Genomic DNA, 19,365 nt, shown 5'->3' on the forward strand with positions numbered 1-19,365 from the left:
GCGCTGCGGCGAGAAAACGGCGTACCCGCTAAGGATGTTCAGCTTCGACGTGGACCCGTTCGCGGCGCAGCAGGTACAGGCCGCTGGCGACGATGATCGCCGCGCCCGCCCAGGTCACCCGGTCGGGCAGCACGCCCCACAGGGTCAGGTCGAGGATCACGCCCCAAATCAGCGCGGTGTATTCCAGCGGCGCGATCAGCGAGGCCTCGCCGAGGCGGAAGGCCTCGGTGACCGCGTACTGGCCGAGCGAGCCGGCCACGCCCAGGCCAAGGATCAGCCACAGGTGTTCGCCGCGCACCGCCACCCAGCCCGGCCACGCCAGCGCGCCGGCGCCGAGGGTCATCAGCACCATCAGCCAGACCATCATCGCCTGGGTGCTGTCGGTGCGCGCCAGCACCCGCACGGTGATCGCGGTAACCGCGTAGCCCAGCGCCGCGGCCAGCACCGCCAGCGCGGCCAGGCTGAGCATGCCCTCGCCGGTCGGCCGCAGCAGCACCAGCACGCCGAGCAGGCCGATGCCGATCGCGACCCAGCGCCGCGGCCCGACCTGTTCGCCGAGCAACGGGCCCGACAGCGCGGTGATCAGCAGCGGCGCGATGAAGAACACCGAGTACGTCGTCGACAGCGGCAGCCGATTCACGCCGTAGACGAAGCTCGCCATCATCCCGATGCCGAGCGCGCCACGCAGCACGTGTAGCGGCCAGCGCACGCGCAGCAGGCTGCGCGCGCCGCCGCTGGCGATGGCCCAGGTCAGCACGAACGGCAGCGAGGACGCGCCGCGCAAGGTCGCGACCTGGAACGGCGGGTAGTGTTCGGACAGCAGCTTCAGCAGCGCGTCCATCAGCGAGAACATCAGCACCGCGGCGAGCATGGTAAAGATCGCGCGGCGCGCGTGCGGGTGCGCGGCGGTCACGGCGCCGCCCCGGCGCGGGCGGCGGTGGAGCGCAAGAACGACGGAATCATGGCGGCGACGACGGGAAGGTCCCGCATCATGACGCGGCCGCCGCGGGCCGTCACCCGGCTGCTGTCAGCGCCTGTCACCCGTGTTCGCGGCGGCTTCGCGCAGGCGCAGATGGCGGCGCAGACGCCGGCGCACGCCGAGGGTGTAGAGCACGTAATACCCCAGCAGCACGCCGCCGACCGCGAACAAACCGCCCTGGCGCGGCAGCCAACTGTCGGGCGCTTGCGCGCTCCAGGCGTGCAGGCCTTGCCACAGGCCGTAGCCCAGGCGCGCGGCGATCAATGCGGTCAGGCCCAGCGCGAGCCAACGGTTCGGCGTGTAGTACAAGCCCTTGGGCAGATCCTCGAAGCGGGTCAGCGCGAGGCCGAACGCGCCGAGCAGCAAGCCCGCGCACAGCCCGGCGCCGGCGTACAGCGGCGCGTCGGCGACCCAGTGGCCGCTGACCCAGGCACCGAGGAAGAACAGCGACAGCGAGAGCAGCGACAGCGCCGCGCCCAGGCCCACCGCCCAGCCCAGCGCGCGGCGGCGCGCCTTGCCGTAGCGGTAGCGCTGGATCAGGCCGACCGGGATCAGCAAGGCCCACAGCAGGGCCAGGGCCACGAGCGCGAGCGGGATCAGAAGGAGGGGCATGCGGGCAGTTTACGGCTGCCGGCGCCGATGCCTCGGCGCTGAAGCGCATTCGGGCTCGGTATCGGCGGTTCGGCCGCGGCCTCATCGAACGCCGTCGGGCTTGGAAGAAGCGGAGGTCGCCGCGCTTCTTCCGGGATGTCGTCCGCCCGAACGTGGGGGCGGACTTCGGGCCATGCCCCGATGAAGCCCTGGATTCCCGCGTTCGCGGGAATGACGGAAGGTGGGGTTCTCGTCTCCCCGAACCGTCACCCCCGCGAACGCGGGGATCCAAAGACTTCAGCGCGATGCTTCGGCGGTGCCCCGCGCCCGCGCATCCGCGCGGGCACGAGGCCCGGTTCCGCCGAACCGATCAAGCCGCCTTGTCGAGGCTCGCGATATCGATCACGAAGCGATAGCGCACATCGCCCTTGATCATCCGCTCGTAGGCCTCGTTGATGGCCTCGATGCCGATCAGCTCGATGTCCGACGCCACCCCGTGCTCGGCGCAGAAATCCAGCATTTCCTGGGTTTCGCGGATGCCGCCGATCAGCGAGCCGCCGAGCTTGCGCCGCTGCATGATCAGCGAACCCGCCGCGACCGCCGCGGGCTTCTCCGGCACGCCGAGCAGCACCATCGTGCCGTCGACCTTGAGCAGGCTCAGGTAGGCGTTGTAGTCGTGTTCGCCGGAGACGGTGTCGATGACGAAATCGAAGCTGCGCGCCAGACGCTTGAAGGTTTCCTTCTCGCGGGTCGCGGCGAAGGCGTGCGCGCCCAGCGCCAGTGCGGCCTCGCGCTTGGACTCCGAGGTGCTCAGTACGGTCACCCGCGCGCCCATCGCCACCGCCAGCTTGACCGCCATGTGGCCGAGGCCGCCGAGGCCGACCACCGCCAGTTCGTCGCCGGCCTTGACGCCGTAGTGGCGCAGCGGCGAATAGGTGGTGATGCCGGCGCACAGCAGCGGCGCGGCGCGGTCGAGCGGGATCGACTCGGGAATGCGCAGCACGTAGGCCTGATCGACGACGATGCGGGTCGAGTAGCCGCCGTAGGTCGGCGCGCCGTTGCCGCGTTCGGTCGAGTTGTAGGTGCCGGTCATGCCTTGGTCGCAGTACTGCTCTTCGCCGGCTTTGCACTGCGCGCATTCGCGGCAGGAATCGACGAAGCAGCCCACGCCGACGGCGTCGCCGGCCTTGAAGGCGGTCACGTTGGCGCCGACCCGGGCGACCCGGCCGACGATCTCGTGGCCCGGCACCATCGGGAAGATCGACCCGCCCCACTCGTCGCGGGCCTGGTGGATGTCGGAATGGCAGACGCCGCAATAGAGGATGTCGATCAGCACATCGTCCGGGCCGGGCTCGCGGCGTTCGATCGAGAACGGGGCCAGGGACGAATGCGCGTTCTGCGCGGCATAAGCAGCGGTCTTAAGCATAAGGGGATGAGTTCCGGTTAGCGTGGACGGGACGCAGCGGCGGCCGGATCGGCCCCCGTCCGGGCCGTACTCGAGGCCTGGGCGCGCAGTCGGGGGCGGCGAACGCTGGACCGCCATTCTAGGCCCGCCGCGTTGCCGCCGCGTCAATCGCGGCGCCCCGCGGACGTCGCGCCGCTGCAACGCTGCGTATCGCCGCCGCGCTTGCGCTACCCTGTGCGGCGTTTCCTCCCCAAAAGTGCGAGTGCGCCATGCCTTCTTTCGACGTGGTTTCCGAAGTCGACACCCACGAACTCACCAACGCGGTCGATCAGGCCAACCGCGAGCTGTCCACCCGCTTCGATTTCAAGGGCGTGGACGCCAAGTTCGTGCTCGACGACAAGCAGATCAGCCAGACGGCGCCGAGCGAGTTCCAGCTCGAACAGATGACCCAGATCCTGCGCCAGCGCCTGGCGGCGCGCCAGATCGACTCGCGCTGCCTGGAGTTCGGCGACATCGAGACCAACCTCGCCGGCGCGCGCCAGAAGATCACCGTGCAGCAGGGGATCGAGCAGAAACTGGCGAAGAAGATCGCCGCGGCGATCAAGGACGCCAAGCTCAAGGTCGAGACCCAAATCAACGGCGACAAGCTGCGCGTGACCGGCAAGAAGCGCGACGACCTGCAGGCGGCCATCGCCCTGCTGCGCGCCGGCGATTTCGAGCGTCCGCTGCAGTACGACAACTTCCGCGACTGAGCCGCGCGCCATGAGCGAGTACGGTCCCGATCCCGTCGCCGAAACCGTGCGCTGGCTGGAGCGCGCGGTGATCGGGCTGAACCTGTGCCCGTTCGCCAAGGCGGTGCTGGCCAAGCGCCAGATCCGCTTCGTGCTCAGCTACGCGCGCACGCCGGAGCAGTTGCTGGAAGAACTGTCGTCGGAACTGGTGCTGCTGGAGCAGACCCCGGCCGAGCAGATCGACACCACCTTGCTGATCCATCCGCAGGTGCTGACCGACTTCCTCGACTTCAACGATTTCCTCGAACTCGCCGACGAAACCGTGGCGCTGCTGGATCTGGAAGGCGAGATCCAGATCGCCAGCTTCCACCCGGATTATCAGTTCGCCGGCACCGCGTTCGACGACATCGGCAACTGCACCAACCGCTCGCCCTACCCCACCTTGCACCTGCTGCGCGAGAGCAGCGTGGAGCGCGCGGTGGCGGCGTTTCCCGATCCCGACGCGATCGTCGAGCGCAACCTGGCGACGCTGGAAAAGCTCGGCGCGGACGGTTGGCGCAAGCTATCGGCCTGGAATTTCAGCGGCTGAGCGCAGCCCACCCGCCTTCGCCGCGCCGCCGCTATCTCCTAACTCCTACCCGCTAGCTTCCAGCTACTCGGACAAGACGCGTTCCAACAAACCGCGCGCCTGCTCCAACGAAGCCACGATGCGATGGCCGAACGCGCGCAGCTCCTCGCCCGGCGCGACCAGATCGGGAATCTGGATCGGCGTCGCCCCGGCCGCCAGCGCGGCGCGCACGCCGGGCTCGGAATCCTCCAGCACCACGCAGCGGCGCACGTCGACGCCGAGTTCGCGCGCGGCCAACTGATAGATGTCCGGCGCGGGCTTGGGGTGTTCGACATCGCTGCCGGTCACCACGATCCGGAAACGGCCGAGCAAGCCCGTCGCGGCCAGCTTGGCCAGCGCGCGCGGACGCTGGGTCGAGGTCGCGACCGCCTTGGGCACGCCGTGCGCTTCGAGCAGATCGAGCAGTTCCAGCAAGCCGTTCTTGCGCGGCAAACCGGCGGCGACGCGTTCGTCGTAGAGCCGGTAGCTGGTGTCGCGCAACCGCGCCGCGGCGTCGGCGCCGAAATGCCCGCTCAGGTGGGCGAGGCTGGCGCGGTCGTGCATGCCGACCATCGCCAGCCACACCGCGTCTTCGGCGGCGAGGTTTTCGGCCACGGCGGCTTCGCGCCAGGTTTCCAGCATCGCCTGCTCGCTGTCGAGCATCAGGCCGTCCATGTCGAACAGCACGGCGTCGGGAACGAACTCCAGCGCGATGGACGTCTCAGCCACGGAATCTTCAGCCACGAAACAGAGTCTCGAGATCGGTGGAATCGAGCGTGCGCCATTGCCCGCTCGGCAAATCCTGCAGCGACAAGCCGCCGATGCGCGCGCGGTGCAGCGCTTCGACGTGATTGCCGACCGCGGCGAACATGCGCCGCACCTGATGGTAGCGGCCCTCGGTGAGCGTCAGCCGCGCCCGCCGCGGTTCCAGCGCGTCCAGCGCGGCCGGCGCCAGCGGGGTTTTTTCCGCTTCCAGCATCAGCTCGCCGCTGGCGAACACCGCCGCTTCGTCGCCGCGCAGGTCCGACGCCAGAGTAGCTTCATAGACCTTGCCGAGCTTGGCCTTCGGCGAAACGATCCGGTGCAGCAGCGCGCCGTCGTCGGTCATCAGCAACAGGCCGCTGGTGTCGCGGTCGAGCCGGCCGACCGGCGAAAGCAGCGGCGAGCGCAGGCGGAAGCGCGGCGGCAACAGGTCGTAGACGATGCGGCCGGGGTCCTTGGTCGAACAGGTGTAGCCGACCGGCTTGTGCAGCATCACCGCCAAGCCGGCGGGCGGGTCCAGCGGCTCGCCGTCGATGCGGATCGCGGCGTGCTCGACCTGATCGTCGGCGTACAGCACTTCGCCGTCGGCATCGGTGATGCGGCCTTGGCGGAACATCGCGGTCACGTCCTTGCGGCTGCCGTAACCGAGGTTGGCGATCAGCTTGACCAGTTTCATGCCCGCCTCCGCGCGCCGCGCGCTTCCACGACCTTGAAACCGCCGTCCTGCGCGACCGTGCGCACTTCGCCGAAGTGCTCGTCCAGCGCTTGTTCGTACGGCAGATGGCGGTTGGCGACCAGCCACAGCCGCCCGCCCGGGTTGAGCGATTGCGCGGCCACTTCGATGAAGCGGCGGCCGATGTCCGGGCGCTCCTCGCGGCCCTGCGCGTGGAACGGCGGATTGCTGACGATGACGTCGTAGCGGCGCGGCAAGCCGGCGGTGACGTCGTGCCAGAACGCTTCCAGCGGCACCCGCGCCTCGCGCAGGTTGTGCCGGGCCAGCGCGACCGCGCGCGCCTGGGCCTCGAACAGATCCAGCGAGGCGATGCGCGGGCAGCGCGCCAGCAATTCGGCCGAGAGATAACCGTAGCCGGCGCCGAGGTCGGCGGCGCGGCCGGCCAAATCCGCCGGCAGATGCGCGGCGAGCAAGGCCGAAGCCGGATCGATGCGGTCCCAGGCGAACACGCCGGGGCGGCTGAGGAAGCGGCCGCCGAGAATCTCGCGCGGCGCGTCCAGCGCGGCCCAGGCGCGGGCCAGCGCGGCGTCGGCCGGGCCGTGCAACGGCGCGGTCCAGAACGCGCGGCATTTGCGCTTGGACAGGCTGCCGACCTTGCCGGCGAGCGTGCCCAGATCGTCCTCGCCCGAGCGCGCGCCCTCGTCGTTGCGCATGCACGCCAGCACCCGCCCGCCCGGCGCGCAACGCGCCACGGCCTGGGCGAACAGCGCGCGCGCTTCCTCGCGCTGGCGCGGCGGCAGCACCAACACCAGCGGGAAACGGCGGTCCGGGGCCAGCGATTCCAGGTCGGCCACGTCGAGGCCGCCGCGCTCCAGCGCGTCGGCGGCGGGCTTGAAGTCCTGCTCGCACAACAGCCCCGGGCGCGGCGCCTGACGCAGGCCGAGGCCGTCGCGCGCGCGCAGGAACAGCGCGTCGCCGGGCCAGCTCAGCACGCCGTCGGCGAGGGGCTGAAACAGGGTTTCCAGCGCGTCGTCGGAACGGTCAGCGCGCATGGTCGAAAGACACGGGATGGATTGCGGACGATAGGTTCATCGCGCCGATTTTACGCGGCCGCGGGTTAGGGTGTGGCATCGCATCCGACGCAAGGAGCGTCCCCCGTGCGCCTGCCCGTGCTGATCGCGGCCGCGCTGATGCCGGCGGTGGCCTGGTTCTCGCAACAGGGCTACTTCGGCCCCGACAACGGCGCGATTTCCGACCGATACCCCACTTTGCTGGTCGCCGCCGGCTATGCCTTCGCGATCTGGGGCCTGATTTTCCTGCTCGACCTCGCTTTCGCCGTCTGGCAGCTCGGCGCGCGCCGGCGCGAGGACGACACCCTGCGGCGGGTCCGCCCCGCCGCTGCGGCCGGTTTCACCCTCACCGCGCTGTGGATGCCGCTGTTCTCGCAGCAGTGGTTCTGGCTGGCGCTGGCGACGATCTGGCTGGCCCTGGCCTGTCTGGCCTGGGCGGCGACCGTGCTGGCGCGCGACGCTACGCCGCTGCCGGGCCAGCGCGCCTGGGCGAAATTCGCGCTGTCGCTGCACGCCGGCTGGCTGGCGCTGGCGGCGTTCCTGAACACCGCGCAGGTGATCGTGGCCTATCGCCTGCTGCCGGCGGAGCCGATGTTGCACTGGAGCCTGGGCCTGTTCGCGGCCGCGGCGCTGTTGCTGGCGGCGTTGAACGCGCGCATGCGCGCCAGCGCCGGCTTCGTGCTGGCGGCGCTGTGGGGTTTGGCCGGCGTGTATATGAAGCAATCGGCGTCGGCCTTGCCCGGCGCGACGGTCGCGGCGTGGACGGCCGCCGGCATCGGCGCGCTGTTGCTCGCGCAGACGCTGTGGCTGCGGCTGCATCCGCGGCATCGGGTGTTTTCGGGGCATTTGTCGCCGGGCGAATGACGGCGTTTCGATTCGGTCGTCCACGATCGCGGCGGACAGCGACTGAACCCGCGAACCGAGGGATCTTCGCGCCGCGCGAACATCCGCTTCATCCGCAGCCAACGTCGCCGCCGCGAGGATGAAACCTCGTCCATCCCAGGAGCCTTGCACGATGCGAGCCCTCTTCGTCGGCGGCACCGTCGACAACAGCGAACTCGACCTGGAAGGCGGCACGGCGCCGCGTCACTATCCGCCGGACACCGGCAGCGGCACCGCGCGTTACCGTCTGCACCATGTGGGACTGCGCGACGGCGCCATGGTCTACGCGGTGTACGCCGCGCCGGAATTGGCCGACGGCGAGATCGAGCGCGTGGCCGAGGAACGCGGGTATGCGCGCAGGTTCGAGGCCGAGCCGCAGTTGAGCGTTTGAAGTTTCCCGACCACTCCGGCCCGAACGCAAAGCGTTCGGGCCGGAGTGGCGCGCGATATCAGTTCTGCAACTCGCGCAGCGTCACCGAAGGCGGCGCATCCAGCACCCGCCGCGTCGCGAACATCCCCGCCGCCAGCGCCGCCAGCATGCCCGCCGCGCCGCCGGCCGCGGCCATGCGCCAGTCGAATTCCCAGGGCAGATCGAACACCTGCACCGCGACCACGCCGGCCAGCACCGACGCCGCGATCGCCGCGACCAAGCCCGACAACAAGCCGATCGCCGCGAACTCCGAAGCCTGCGCCAAGCGCAGCTGCCAACGGCTGCCGCCGAGCACGCGCATCACCCCGCCTTCGAGCAGGCGCTCGTCCTGGCTCGCGCTCACCGCCGCCATCAACACCAGCACGCCGGCGAACAGCGAGAAATAGAACACCACCTCGACCACCGTCGACACCTGATCGGCGGTGCTGCGCACCTGCTTGAGCACCTGCTCGACGTCGATCACCGACAGGTTCGGGAAGCGCTCGACCAATTGCGAGGTGAAGCGGGTGTTCTGCGCCGGCACGCTGATCGCGGTGATGTAGCTGGCCGCGTAGCCGTCCATCGACTGCGGCGATGCGACCACGAAGAAGTTCGGCCGGAAGCTTTCCCAATCGACCTTGCGCAGGCTAGTGATCTTGGCCTGGAACGGCTGGCCGGCGATGTCGAAGCCGATGCGGTCGCCGACCTTCCAGCCCAAGGTTTCGGCGAAGCCTTCCTCGACCGACACCTCCGGCTGCGCCAGTTTGCGCGGCGCCCAGAACTTGCCGTCGGTGAGCTTGTTGTCGTCGCGCAGCTTGTCGGCCACCGACAGGTTGAACTCGCGCTCGGCCAATTGCTTGGCGCGGTCGCCGCGCTCGGCGTAGCTGTCGCCGGTCACCGGCTGGCCGTTGTGGCTGACCAGACGCGCGCGGATCATCGGGAACAAGACCGGCTCGGCGAGGCCTTGTTCGCCGATGAAACGGCGCACGTCGGCCATCTGGTCCTGCTGCACGTTGATGATGAAGCGGTTGGGCGCATCCGCCGCCAGCGCCAACTGCCAGCGGTCGAGCAGGTCGGTGCGCACGAAGGTCAGCAGCAGCAGCGCCATCAGGCCCAGGCCCAGCGCCGACACCTGGGCGATGCTGGCGCCCGCGCGCCGGCTCACGTTCGCCAAGCCGTAGCGCAGCGCGCCGCGCAGGCGCGAACGCAGGCGCCGCACCAGCACGATCATGCCCAGCGCCAGCAACGCCAACACCGCGAAGGTCGCGATGATGCCGACCAGCATGTACGCGCCGAGCATCAGCGAGCCGGCCTTCCACCACAGCAACGCGGCGAGGCCGCCCAGGCCGGCCAGCGCGACCAGCCACGAACTCGGCTCGGTGGCGTCGAGATCGCGGCGCAGCACGCGCAATGCCGGCACCCGGCGCAGCGCCAGCACCGGCGGCGCGCCGAACGCCAGCAACACCACCAGGCCGACGCCGAAGCCTTGCAGCGCCGGCAACCAGCCCGCGGGCGGAATCGACATCTTCAGCGATTGCTCCAGCCAGCCGCCGATCGCCCATTGCAGCGCGAACGCCAAGGCCACGCCGATCGCGCTGGCGAGCAAACCGAGCAACACCATCTCGCCGACGTGGATGCCGACCAAGGTGCGCTGGCTGGCGCCGAGGCAACGCATCACCGCGGTGCCGGACAAATGGCGCTCGCTGTGGCGGCGCGCGGCCATCGCCACCGCCACCGCCGCCAGCACCACCGACACCAGCGCCGCCAAACCGAGGAAGCGACCGGCGCGGTCGAGCGCGGAACGCACTTCCGGGCGCGCGTCGGCGATGGTTTCCAAACGCTGGCCGCGGCCGAGCGCGGGCTTGGCGGCGGCGACGAAACGCTCCACCGCCGCGGCCGGGCCGGCGACGACCAAGCGATAGCGGATGCGGCTGCCCGGCTGGATCAAGCCCGTGCCCGGCAGATCGGCGAGGTTGAGAAACACCTTCGGCGCGATGTTGAAGTAATCCAGCGACGCGTCGGGTTCTTGCGTGACCAACGCCGCCAGGCGCAGGCGCGAATCGCCGATGGCGATCTCTTGCCCAACCTTCGCGCCCAAGGTGTCGGCGCCGGCCTGGCTCATCCACACCGTGCCGCGCGCGGGCACGCCCGCCGCGTCGCGTTCGGCGCCGCCGGCCTTATCGGCGATGCGGAACGCGCCGCGCAGCGGGAAGCCTTCGCCGAGCGCGCGCAGATCGCCGAGCTGCAAACGCTCGCCGACCCGGATCATGGTCTGCAATTCGTGGGCTTCGGCGCGGCGCAGTTCGGGCGCGGACGCGGCTTCGCGCAATTTGCCGGCGATGGGTTGATCGGCGCGGATCACCGCGTCGCCGCCGAGCAAACGGTTGGCCTCGATCGCCAGCGCGCGCTCGGCGCGGTCGGTGACGAAGCCGACCGCGGTCACCGCCAACACCGCCAGCACCAGCGCGGCGAGCAGGATGCGCACGTCGCCGGCCTTGAGGTCGCGGCGCAGTTGGCGCCACGCCATCGCGATCGTGCGGCCCATCTCAGGCCTGCACCAGTCGGCCGCTGTCCAGGCGGATGCGGCGGTGGCAGCGTTCGGCGAGGTGATCGTCGTGGGTCACCAACACCAAGGTCGTGCCCGCGTCGGCGTTGAGCTGGAACAGCAGTTCGATGATCGCCTGCCCGGTGTGGGTGTCGAGATTGCCGGTGGGCTCGTCGGCGAACAGCAGCGACGGCCGGGTCACGAACGCGCGCGCCAGCGCCACGCGCTGCTGCTCGCCGCCGGACAATTGACGCGGATAGTGATCCAGACGCTGACCGAGCCCGACCTTGGCCAGGATCGCCTGCGCCGGCGCCTGCGCGTCGCGGTCGCCGCGCAGTTCCAGCGGCAGCATCACGTTCTCCAGCGCGGTCAGCGACGGCAGCAACTGGAAGCTCTGGAACACGAAGCCGACCTTCTCGCCGCGCACGCGCGCGCGGCCGTCCTCGTCGAGCGCGGAAATGGTTTCGCCGTCGAGCTTGACCGTGCCGGTGCTGGGCGAATCCAGGCCCGCGAGCAAGGACAGCAGCGTGCTCTTGCCCGAACCCGACGCGCCCACGATCGCGACCGTGTCGCCCTTGGCGATGGAGAAACCGACCCCATCGAGAATGGTGAGCTCGCCCGACGGCAAGGACACATGCTTGCCCAGGCCCTGCACTTCCAGGGTCAACGGGCGCGCCGCGCCGGCGTCGCCGCCGGTTCGTGCGCGTTCATCGTTTTCGGCGATGTCATCGGCCATGATCGTTGCGGCCAAGTCGGAAGCTGCCATGATCGTCCTTCTGCCTGCCTCGCCGCATCTTCGGGAGACGTTATTAAATGATCTTTAAGAGTTCGCAGGTCGCGAAACAAGGATATGCGGGGTCGCGGCGCCGGCTTCAATGGGCCATAAGTCCGGCCCTGCTCGCCGCCGCGCTGCTCCTGGCCGCGTTGCCGGCCGCGGCGGCCGCGCCCGCGCAGGCCGCTAAACCGGCGCCCGCCGCGCCCGCGCCCAAGGCCCAGCGCACGGTGCTGTTCATGGGCGACTCGCTGTCGGCCGGCTACGGCCTCGCCGCGCCGCAGGGCTGGGTGGCGCTGACCGCGCAGCGCATCGCCCAGACCAAGCCGGGCTGGCGCGCGGTCAACGCCAGCATCAGCGGCGAAACCACCGCCGGCGGCGCGGCGCGCATCGCCGGCGAGCTGCAGCGCAATCAACCGGCGGTGGTCGCGATCGAACTCGGTGCCAACGACGGCCTGCGCGGCCTGCCGCTGGCGCAGAGCCGGGCCAACCTGGAGCGCATGATCCAGGCCGCGCAGGCGGCCAAGGCGCAGGTGCTGCTGATCGGCATGCGCATGCCGCCGAACCTCGGCCGCGAGTACACCGAGGGCTTCGAGCGCAATTACCGCGAACTGGCGCAGAAGTATTCGACCCAGCTGCTGCCGTTCCTGCTCGAACCGGTCGCCGCCGACCGCAGCCTGTTCCAGAACGACAACCTGCATCCCACCGCGCAGGCGCAGCCGAAGCTGCGCGATCACGTGTGGAGCAAGCTCGGGCCGATGTTGAAGTAAGCGCGGCGCGCGGCGAACTCGTCGCGCGCGCGAACGCGTGCGCTGCGCGCCTCAGCGCGCGTAGCGCTCGATGCCCAAGCCTTCCAGATCGATCTGCGGCGCGCGGCCGCCGATCAGATCGGCCAGCACGCGGCCGGTGCCGGCCGCCATCGTCCAGCCCAAGGTGCCGTGACCGGTGGCCAGATACAGCCCGCGCACCGCGGTGGCGCCGAGCAGCGGCGTGCCGTCCGGCGTCATCGGCCGCAGGCCGCACCAGAACTCGGCGCGCGCCGCATCGCCGCCGCCCGGGAACAGATCGCCGACCACGTGCGACAGCGTGCGCCGCCGCGCTTCGTGCAAGCGCAGGTCGTACCCCGCCAGTTCGGCGGTGCCGCCGACGCGGATGCGGTCGCCCAGGCGGGTCACCGCGACCTTGTGGGTTTCGTCCATCACCGTCGACTCCGGCGCGCTGGCCGCATCGACGATGGGCAAGGTCAGCGAATAGCCCTTCACCGGATACACCGGAATGCGCAGCCCCAGCGGCGCCAGCCAGCGCGGCGAGTAACTGCCCAACGCGAGCAGACAAACATCGGCTTCGAGCGTGCCGGCATCGGTGTGCGCGCGCCGCCACTGCCCGCCTTCGGCCTCCAGGCCGGTGAGGTGCGTGCCGAAGCGGAAGCGCGCGCCTTCGGCTTGCGCCAGCGCCGCGAGATTCTGGCTGAACTTGAAGCAGTCGCCGGTCTCGTCTCCGGGCAGGCGCAGGCCGCCGGCGAATTTCTCGCGCACGCGCGCCAGCGCCGGCTCGTACGCGGCGCAGCCGTCGCGGTCGAGCAACTCGTAGGCGACGCCGGATTCGCGCAGGATTTCGATGTCCTTGCCGGTGTCGTCGAGCTGCTTCTGGGTGCGGAACAACTGCAGCGTGCCCTGCTGGCGCGCGTCGTACTCGATGCCGGTCGCCGCGCGCAGTTCGCGCAGGCAATCGCGGCTGTATTCCGCCAGCCGCACCATCCGGCCCTTGTTGATGCGATAGCGCTCGTGGGTGCAGTTGCGCAGCATCGCCAGACACCAGCGCCACAGCGCCGGATCCAGCCCGGGCCGGATCACCAGCGGCCGGTGGCTCATCGCCAGCCATTTGATCGCCTTCAACGGCACGCCCGGCCCCGCCCACGGCGCCGAATAGCCGGGCGAGACCTCGCCGGCGTTGGCGTAGCTGGTCTCCATCGCCGGCGCGCGCTGGCGGTCGATCACGTCGACCTCGTGGCCGGCCTGGGCGAGGTAGTACGCGGCGGCGGTTCCGATCACGCCGCTGCCGAGGATGAGGACTTTGATGCGCGACTCCTGAGCCTGTGCCGGCGCGGCCCGGACAGCGCGGGTCCGCGAACGCGAACCGGCGCCCGCGGCGCCGACGCGGCAGGCTACCACCGCGCCGTCGTCCCAGGAATACGGTTCGGGCCGCGCTCAGCGCAGCGCACCGACGAACGCGGCCAGGGCGCGACCGATGGCGTGCGGCGCGTCTTCTTGCAGGTAATGGATGCCCGGCACCGTGACTTCGGTCTGGTTCTTCCAACTGCGGCAGAACTCGCGCGCGCGGCCGGTCAACAATGCGCCGGGCTCGGCGTTGACGAACAGCTTGGGCAGTTCGCTCTGCGCCAGCCATTCGGCGTAGGCGGCCACTGCGACGTCGACATCGGCCGGGCTGCCGTCGATCGGCAGCTCGCGCGCGAACGCCAGCGCCGGCAGGCGCGAGGCGGGCGTGCGGAACGGCGCGCGGTAGGCGTCCATTTCCTCGTCGCTCAGCGTGCGCAGGATGCTCTTGGGCAGCACGGTCTCGACGAAGAAATTCTCGTCGAGGACCAAACGCTCGCCCTGCTCGGAGCGCATCGAGCGGAACAATTGCTCGCGCGCCGGCGGGAAATCGCTCCACGCGCGCGGCTGCACCAGCGCTTCCATGTAGGCGATGGCGGCGATGCGCTCGGGATGGCGGCGCGCGTAATCGAAACCCAGCGCCGAACCCCAGTCGTGCAGCACCAAGGTCACGCCTTCGCGCAGGTCCATGGCCTCGAACCATGCGTCGAGATAACGCTCGTGGTCGGCGAAGCGATAGCCGCCGCCCGGCATCGGCTGCGACTGGCCCATGCCCGGCAGATCCGGCGCCAGACAACGGCCCAGGCCGGCGACGTGCGGGATCACGTTGCGCCACAGAAACGAGGAGGTCGGATTGCCGTGCAGGAACACGATCGGCGCGCCTTGGCCGAGCTCGACCTGGCTCATCTCCAGATCGAGCGCGCGCACGCGGCTTCGCGGCAAGGTGTCGGTCGGCAGGATCGCCGCTTCGGCGGCGGCGGAACTCGGGGCGGCGGTAGCGGGAGCGCTCATGGCGGTCGGCCGGTGTGGGCGGACCTTCAGTGTGTCGGCGCCGGCCCGCGCGCGGCGGGCCAGATCCGGGCAAAGCCATGGAACCAGCCGCGTCCGCGCTCAGCTGCCGCGCGGACGCGCCACCGCCTCGGGTTTGCACGCCGCGTATTCCTCGCGGCTGAGTTTGCTGTCGCGATCGGCATCGCAGTGGGCGATGCGCTTGGCCAACTCGGGCGCGCGCACCGTCACTTCGGGCAGGGTGACCACGCCGTCGCCGTCGCTGTCCAGCGACTCGTAGCGCGGCAAGGGTTCGGCGGCGGGCTTGGGCGCGTCCTTGGCCTGGGCGGCGAAGGCGGACACGGCGAAGGCGGCGGCCGCCGCGACGGATGCGTAGCGAAGATTCATCGGAAGGACTCCGGTCGGGGGAAAACGCGGGGGAGCGGCGCCGCGGCTGCGGCGCGCGCGCTCACAGGAAATTGTCGTAAACGGTTTGCACCACTTCGCCGCTGCGCAGGTCGATCAGCAGCGCGTCGGGGCCGTAGCGCACCCATTCGTAGCCCATCGGCGGGATGTCGAGGCCGAACAGCCAGAAATCGGCGAGCACGAATTCCGGCCCCCAGTACGCGCGCGGCAGGAATTCGCCGTAACGCCAGCGCCGGTAGGCGTAGCCCGGCGGCGCGCGCCACGGGCCGACGCGGTAGCCGCGATGGGCCTGAAAGTTGTGGGCGAAATAGCCGCGGTCGAATTCGCGCGGGCGCAGTTCGATGCCGCGCGGCGGCTCCATCCGCCGATAGCCGTGCGGCTCGCGCTGGACTTCGACGCCGCCGCCGCGGCGCTCGAACGCGGCGGCGGGCAGGACGGCGGCGCACAGCGCCAGGGCCAACGCTGCTGCTGCGGCGTGGCGGGAGCGATGACAGGACAAGGCGAACATGATCTGGACTCCTCAACGGAGGCTGACGGGATGTCAGCGACGATCGCGGCTGCCGGACGCGTGCCTGTGATCCTCAGTCCGCCGGGCTGTCGTGGTGCTGGCGAGAGGATTAAAAGTTTTCAATCGTAAGCCGCGCGCGAAGCGCGGGTTGCGTTCGCGTAAGCGCGCCGGCCCGCTGGGGGACGGTTCAGCGCGAACGCAGGCGACGAAGGTTTACTCGCGGATGCGGAAACCCGGATTCTCGTTCAACGAACCGTCGGTTTCGATCACCACGAACCGCTCGCCGTCGCGGCGGAACACCACCGGGATCGGATCTTGGAACAGCGGCCGGCGCACGAAGCGCAGGGTCCAGCCCAACTGCTCCAGCGTCGCCAACGCATCGAGTTGGGCGCGGTTGAGCCCGGCGCGCAAACCCACCGGGCTCACCAGTTCGGCATCGGCTTTGCGGCGTTCGCGGTCGGTCATGGGTGCGGCGCGGGCGTGGAGACCGGCCGAAGATACTCCAAGCCCGGGCGACGCGACCGCGCCGTCGGTCGCGCAATGACAGCCGTCAGTGGGCGGACAGGAAGCCCAGCACCGCCCGCTCGAACGCTTCGGCACATTCGATGTTGGCCATGTGCACCGCGGGCATCAGCTCGAAGCGCGCGCCCGGCACCGATTCGGCGATGGCGCGGCCGTGTTCGGCCAGCGTCACCGGGTCCGATTCGCCGGCGATCACCAAGGTCGGCGCGGCGATCAGGCCGCCGACGCGGCGCAAGTCGGCATCGCGCACCGCGGCGAAGCTGCCGGCGAGGCCGACCGCGCTCTGCGCCAGCAAGACGGCGCGGAACGGCTCCACGCGCGGGTCGGCGGCATCGAGCATGGACGCGGGAAACCAATTGCGCAGAAAACCGTCGCCGATGGCCTGCATGTCGGTGGCGGCCAAGGTCTCGCGGATGCGTTCGTCGAACACCGACGCCGGGCCCAGGTGCGCGGAGGTGTTGCTCAGCACCAGCCGGTCGATGCGCTCGGGCGCGTGCACGGCCAACCACTGGCCGACGAAGCCGCCCAGCGACAGGCCGAGGAAATGCACGCGCTGCAGATTCAACGCATCGAGCAGTTCCAGCACGTCGCGGCCGAGCCGGTCGAGCGAGTACGCGCCCGCCGGCGCGCCGGAGCCGCCGTGACCGCGCGCGTCGTAGCGCAGCACGCGGAAACGTTGGCTCAGCGCCGGAATCTGCGCGTCCCACATGTGCAGGTCGGTGGCGATGGAATTGGACAGCACCAGCACGGGCAGGCCGGGCTCGCCGTCGAAACGGTAGGCGATGCGGACGCCGTCGCCGGTGAGGATGTGGTCGGATGCGGACATGATCGGGCTCCAGTGGATGTCGGTGTCGCGGCTCGGGCATCGGATCGATGCCGCCGCATGCCGCACATCCTGGTTGCCGGGCGTCCGTATTGATATTACAAAGATCGCAAGTTCCTTGTAGATAAAATTTAAATAGAGCCCGACATGTCCGGATTCACCCTGCACGACCTGCAATGCTTCGACGCGGTGATCCAGGCCGGCGGCTTCCAGGCCGCGGCGGCGAAGCTGCATCGTTCGCATCCGGCGGTGTTCGCGGCGGTCGCGCGGCTGGAGCGCCAGCTCGGCTTGGCGCTGCTGGACCGCAGCGGCTACCGGGTCGCGCCGACCGCCGCGGGCCGCTCCTTCCACCGCCGCGCCCAGAATCTGCTGCGCGAATCGCAGCAACTGCGCACCCATGCCGAGCAGTTGGCGATGGGCGAGGAAAGCGAGCTGCACATCGTGCTCGGCGATCTGTGCCCGCGCCCGCAGGCGCTCGCCGTGCTCGGCCGCTTCTTCGCCCAATGCCCGAACACCCGCCTGCATCTGCACTTCGAGTCGGTGAGCGGACCGAAGGAGCGCCTGTTCGACGACACCGCCGACCTGATCGTGCACCGCATCGACGACGGCGACGCGCGCCTGGAAGCGATCGCGCTCGGCGAGGTGACGATGGTGCCGGTGGTCGCGCCGGGCTTTCTGCCCTTCCCCATCGACCGCGCGATCCGGCCGGAGCAGCTGCGCGGCCTGACCCAATGCGTGATGCGCGACAGCGCGCGGCATTCGCCGCCGGTGGACTACTTCACCATCGACGGCGCGCCGCAGTGCACGGTGGCCGATCAGTTGATGAAGAAGGATTTGATCGCGCACGGCCTGGCCTGGGGCCATATGCCGGGCTTCCTGGTCGAAGAAGAACTGCGCGACGGGCGCCTGCTGTCGATCGCCGGACGCTGGCTGCCGGGCCGCGGCGAGCGCTTGGTCGCCGCGCGCCGCGCCGACCGCGCGCACGGTCCGGTGGCCGAGCGCTTGTGGGCGTATTTGCAAACGCAGGCGCCGGTCTTTCGCGAGGCGCTGGGCAACGCTAAGCGCAAGACGCGCGGCTGAAGCGCCGCACGGCGCGATTCGCAGCCCCCAATACGAAGCCGGGCCGGCGAACCGGCCCGGCTGTGCGGCGCGCGAAGGGTCCGCGCCGCGGCGGACGGATCGCCCGCGTCACGCCGCCGGACGGCGGCCGCGCAGCAGCGAAATGACCGCCAGCACCACGAACACCACGAACAAGATCCAGGCGATGTTGCTGGCGGCGCCGGCGATGCCGGTGAAGCCCAGCACCGCGGCGATCAGGGCGATGACGAAAAACACGACGGCGTAGTGAAGCATGCGAACCTCCTGCGGCGTGCTGCGCTTCGGGTGGAGCCCGAGCTCGTGAGTCGATCCTGGCGCACGGGAAGTTCGCGGGCGGTGAGGATGCGCGAGGGCGTGCATGCGCGCTTCAGCGAGGTCGCGATGGCGTTAACGCTTCGTACTCGCCGCGTCGTCGCGGTCGCTGCCTGTAGGAGCGGCGTAAGCCGCGACCGCGACCTCCCGCGTACGACGCAAGCGAGGTTTCGCGGTCGCGGCTTACGCCGCTCCTACAGCGGGAAGCCGATTAACGACGCAAGGCCGGCGGACACAGCCGATCCGCCAACCGCTCGAACTCGGCCGCGGCGAAATCGACCAACGCGCGCAACCGCGGCGTTTGCCGCATATCCGAATGGAACCCCGCCCGCACCGGCCGGATCACCGGCGGCGCGCCGACGTCCACGCGCTGCAATCCCGCTTCGCGTTCGCCCAGCAAACACGGCAGCACCGCCATCGCTGCGCCTTCGCGCACCGCGGCCAGATGCGAACGCAGGCCGTTGGCGCGCAGCGCCACCCGCGCGCGCGTCGCCAGCGGCGGCAGCCACGCCTCGTGCGCGACCGCGCCGGCGGCGCGGTCCATCAACACCAACGCGTGGCCGTCAAGACCGTTGGCGGGATCGGGCCGGCCGTGGCGGGCCAGATAATCGTCGCTGGCGTAGAGCGCGTACGCGACATCGCCGACCCGCCGGTCGACCAGATTCTCTTGCGCGAACGAACCGAACCGGAATGCCAGATCGGCCTCGCGGCGGGCGAGATTGAACACCCGCACGTCGTTGATGAGTTCCAGTTCCAGCCCCGGATGCAGCGCGCCGAAGCGCGCCAACATCGGCGCGATCACGTCGTCGCCGAGCCAGTCCAGGCTGGTCACCAGCAACGAACCGTCCAAGCCGGTATCGCGCGCGGCGATGCGCCGCTGCACCGCCAGCGCTCCGGCGTCCATCTGCTCCAGGCCTTCCAGCAGGCTCTGGCCGAGCGCGTTGACGCGCATGCCGCCGGCCTCGCGCTCGAACAGCTTCGCGCCCAGTTCCTGCTCCAGCGCGTCCAGGCGCCGCCCGACCGTGGGCTGGGTGCTGCCGAGCGCGCGCGCCGCCGCGCTGAGGCTGCCGTGGCGCGCGATCGCCAAGGCGATCTTGAAATCGTCCCAATCCATCGTCGTCCTTCGCCGCTTGCGCGATGCGTTTGCGA

The 19,365-nt window shown here is 70.2% G+C and carries 22 protein-coding genes; 6 read left to right on the plus strand and 16 right to left on the minus strand.

All coding sequences use genetic code 11. From position 1 onward, the window contains the following. Nucleotides 1–28 precede the first annotated feature (28 nt). The 3 genes from J5226_RS00905 to J5226_RS00915 all read right to left on the minus strand — a co-directional run bounded on the left by J5226_RS00905 (nt 29) and on the right by J5226_RS00915 (nt 2,996). A complete protein-coding gene (locus J5226_RS00905) occupies nt 29–913 on the minus strand; it encodes a DMT family transporter (protein WP_345778192.1) in 885 nt (294 codons plus the stop codon). A gap of 114 nt (nt 914–1,027) precedes the next feature. Then, on the minus strand, nt 1,028–1,591 hold the full coding sequence (locus J5226_RS00910; protein ID WP_215837981.1) for a DUF1453 domain-containing protein: 564 nt from the start codon (nt 1,589–1,591) through the stop codon (nt 1,028–1,030). Nucleotides 1,592–1,940: 349 nt separating this feature from the next. Continuing rightward, nucleotides 1,941–2,996 carry an NAD(P)-dependent alcohol dehydrogenase gene (locus tag J5226_RS00915; protein ID WP_215837982.1) on the minus strand — a complete coding sequence of 352 codons (1,056 nt, stop codon included), beginning with the start codon at nt 2,994–2,996 and terminating at the stop codon, nt 1,941–1,943. Between the two features lie 248 nt (nt 2,997–3,244). On the opposite strand from J5226_RS00915, the gene J5226_RS00920 reads away from it, so the two are divergent. Both J5226_RS00920 and J5226_RS00925 read left to right on the plus strand, forming a co-directional pair. Beyond that, entirely contained in the window at nt 3,245–3,727 is a 483-nt protein-coding gene (locus tag J5226_RS00920; protein ID WP_215837983.1) for a YajQ family cyclic di-GMP-binding protein, read from the plus strand. A gap of 10 nt (nt 3,728–3,737) precedes the next feature. Beyond that, nucleotides 3,738–4,295: a DUF1415 domain-containing protein gene (locus tag J5226_RS00925; RefSeq protein WP_215837984.1), complete on the plus strand. Its 558-nt coding sequence runs from the start codon at nt 3,738–3,740 to the stop codon at nt 4,293–4,295. Nucleotides 4,296–4,358: 63 nt separating this feature from the next. Here J5226_RS00925 and J5226_RS00930 read toward each other — a convergent pair whose 3' ends face one another. From J5226_RS00930 to J5226_RS00940, 3 genes are read right to left on the minus strand one after another with little or no spacing between them, the layout of a single operon-like run. Beyond that, the gene (locus J5226_RS00930) at nt 4,359–5,042 is read right to left on the minus strand and encodes an HAD family phosphatase (protein ID WP_255322951.1); all 684 of its coding nucleotides are present in this window, start codon (nt 5,040–5,042) and stop codon (nt 4,359–4,361) included. 7 nt (nt 5,043–5,049) lie between these two features. Further along, nucleotides 5,050–5,751 carry a 16S rRNA pseudouridine(516) synthase gene (locus J5226_RS00935; protein WP_215837985.1) on the minus strand — a complete coding sequence of 234 codons (702 nt, stop codon included), beginning with the start codon at nt 5,749–5,751 and terminating at the stop codon, nt 5,050–5,052. Beyond that, nucleotides 5,748–6,800, minus strand: coding sequence for a class I SAM-dependent methyltransferase (locus J5226_RS00940; protein WP_215837986.1), 1,053 nt, complete (start codon nt 6,798–6,800; stop codon nt 5,748–5,750). Before J5226_RS00940 ends, J5226_RS00935 begins: the two co-directional genes overlap by 4 nt. 105 nt (nt 6,801–6,905) lie before the next feature. Here J5226_RS00940 and J5226_RS00945 point away from each other — a divergent pair, with 105 nt between their 5' ends. Together J5226_RS00945 and J5226_RS00950 are read left to right on the plus strand one after the other, a co-directional pair. Further along, complete coding sequence (locus J5226_RS00945; protein ID WP_215837987.1) at nt 6,906–7,682, plus strand: hypothetical protein; 777 nt, start codon at nt 6,906–6,908, stop codon at nt 7,680–7,682. A 151-nt stretch (nt 7,683–7,833) separates the two neighbouring features. Further along, nucleotides 7,834–8,091 (plus strand): hypothetical protein, encoded by a 258-nt coding sequence (locus J5226_RS00950; RefSeq protein WP_215837988.1) that lies wholly within the window; start codon nt 7,834–7,836, stop codon nt 8,089–8,091. A 58-nt stretch (nt 8,092–8,149) separates the two neighbouring features. On the opposite strand, the gene J5226_RS00955 is transcribed toward J5226_RS00950, so the two are convergent. Together J5226_RS00955 and J5226_RS00960 are read right to left on the minus strand one after the other, a co-directional pair. Continuing rightward, nucleotides 8,150–10,654, minus strand: coding sequence for an FtsX-like permease family protein (locus tag J5226_RS00955; protein ID WP_215837989.1), 2,505 nt, complete (start codon nt 10,652–10,654; stop codon nt 8,150–8,152). A gap of 1 nt (nt 10,655) precedes the next feature. Further along, complete coding sequence (locus J5226_RS00960) at nt 10,656–11,390, minus strand: ABC transporter ATP-binding protein (protein ID WP_215840285.1); 735 nt, start codon at nt 11,388–11,390, stop codon at nt 10,656–10,658. Between the two features lie 77 nt (nt 11,391–11,467). Here J5226_RS00960 and J5226_RS00965 point away from each other — a divergent pair, with 77 nt between their 5' ends. After that, on the plus strand, nt 11,468–12,196 hold the full coding sequence (locus J5226_RS00965) for an arylesterase (protein WP_215837990.1): 729 nt from the start codon (nt 11,468–11,470) through the stop codon (nt 12,194–12,196). A 51-nt stretch (nt 12,197–12,247) separates the two neighbouring features. On the opposite strand, the gene J5226_RS00970 is transcribed toward J5226_RS00965, so the two are convergent. The 6 genes from J5226_RS00970 to pcaD form a co-directional block, all read right to left on the minus strand. Continuing rightward, complete coding sequence (locus tag J5226_RS00970) at nt 12,248–13,504, minus strand: D-amino acid dehydrogenase (RefSeq protein ID WP_215840286.1); 1,257 nt, start codon at nt 13,502–13,504, stop codon at nt 12,248–12,250. A 129-nt stretch (nt 13,505–13,633) separates the two neighbouring features. Beyond that, nucleotides 13,634–14,551: a haloalkane dehalogenase gene (locus tag J5226_RS00975; protein WP_215837991.1), complete on the minus strand. Its 918-nt coding sequence runs from the start codon at nt 14,549–14,551 to the stop codon at nt 13,634–13,636. A 99-nt stretch (nt 14,552–14,650) separates the two neighbouring features. Next, nucleotides 14,651–14,935 (minus strand): hypothetical protein, encoded by a 285-nt coding sequence (locus J5226_RS00980; protein WP_215837992.1) that lies wholly within the window; start codon nt 14,933–14,935, stop codon nt 14,651–14,653. A 61-nt stretch (nt 14,936–14,996) separates the two neighbouring features. Continuing rightward, nucleotides 14,997–15,461, minus strand: coding sequence for an RcnB family protein (locus J5226_RS00985; RefSeq protein ID WP_215837993.1), 465 nt, complete (start codon nt 15,459–15,461; stop codon nt 14,997–14,999). 213 nt (nt 15,462–15,674) lie between these two features. Further along, on the minus strand, nt 15,675–15,926 hold the full coding sequence (locus J5226_RS00990) for a hypothetical protein (protein WP_215837994.1): 252 nt from the start codon (nt 15,924–15,926) through the stop codon (nt 15,675–15,677). Nucleotides 15,927–16,011: 85 nt separating this feature from the next. Beyond that, nucleotides 16,012–16,809, minus strand: coding sequence for a 3-oxoadipate enol-lactonase (pcaD, locus tag J5226_RS00995; protein ID WP_215837995.1), 798 nt, complete (start codon nt 16,807–16,809; stop codon nt 16,012–16,014). 144 nt (nt 16,810–16,953) lie between these two features. Here pcaD and J5226_RS01000 point away from each other — a divergent pair, with 144 nt between their 5' ends. Then, a complete protein-coding gene (locus J5226_RS01000) occupies nt 16,954–17,886 on the plus strand; it encodes a LysR family transcriptional regulator (protein ID WP_215837996.1) in 933 nt (310 codons plus the stop codon). Nucleotides 17,887–17,994: 108 nt separating this feature from the next. Here the strand turns inward: J5226_RS01000 and J5226_RS01005 are convergent, their stop codons facing one another. Together J5226_RS01005 and J5226_RS01010 are read right to left on the minus strand one after the other, a co-directional pair. Then, nucleotides 17,995–18,159, minus strand: a complete 165-nt coding sequence (locus J5226_RS01005; protein ID WP_074873579.1) for a DUF1328 domain-containing protein — start codon at nt 18,157–18,159, stop codon at nt 17,995–17,997. Nucleotides 18,160–18,427: 268 nt separating this feature from the next. Continuing rightward, complete coding sequence (locus J5226_RS01010; protein ID WP_215837997.1) at nt 18,428–19,330, minus strand: LysR family transcriptional regulator; 903 nt, start codon at nt 19,328–19,330, stop codon at nt 18,428–18,430. Nucleotides 19,331–19,365: the final 35 nt, after the last annotated feature.

The sequence above is a fragment of the Lysobacter sp. K5869 genome (assembly GCF_018847975.1).
Taxonomy (GTDB): domain Bacteria; phylum Pseudomonadota; class Gammaproteobacteria; order Xanthomonadales; family Xanthomonadaceae; genus Lysobacter.